This is a genomic window from Paenibacillus agri (assembly GCF_013359945.1).
Taxonomy (GTDB): domain Bacteria; phylum Bacillota; class Bacilli; order Paenibacillales; family Paenibacillaceae; genus Paenibacillus_AQ; species Paenibacillus_AQ agri.
Window position 1 is genome coordinate 1 of record NZ_JABWCS010000127.1, and the last position, 369, is coordinate 369.

Sequence of the window (369 nt, forward strand, 5' to 3'; positions counted from 1 at the left end):
TGTCCACCACTACTTTGTTACTGGCGTCACTACTACTCCACGTAACCGTGGTCTCTGCGTCACCAACGACATCGACTGTCGCTGTGAGTTGCTGGCTTCCTCCTTGCACCACACTTGCACTACCCGGAGTGACACTCACGCTATTGACTGCTGATGCCACCGTCACCGTGATCGTCGCGCTGGCTTTCTTCGTTGCGTCTGCTATCGACGTGGCTGTAATCGTATAATTACCCGGTGCCGCATTCGCAGCTACGGTTACTTTACCTGTGTTGTCCACCACTACTTTGTTACTGGCGTCACTACTACTCCACGTAACCGTGGTCTCTGCGTCACCAACGACATCGACTGTCGCTGTGAGTTGCTGGCTTC

General features: G+C 53.9%; 1 protein-coding gene. It reads right to left on the reverse strand.

The window, feature by feature from the left end:
* Positions 1-369, reverse strand: a 369-nt coding sequence (locus HPT30_RS00610; RefSeq protein ID WP_175369654.1) for an Ig-like domain-containing protein, incomplete at both ends; no start/stop codon positions are given.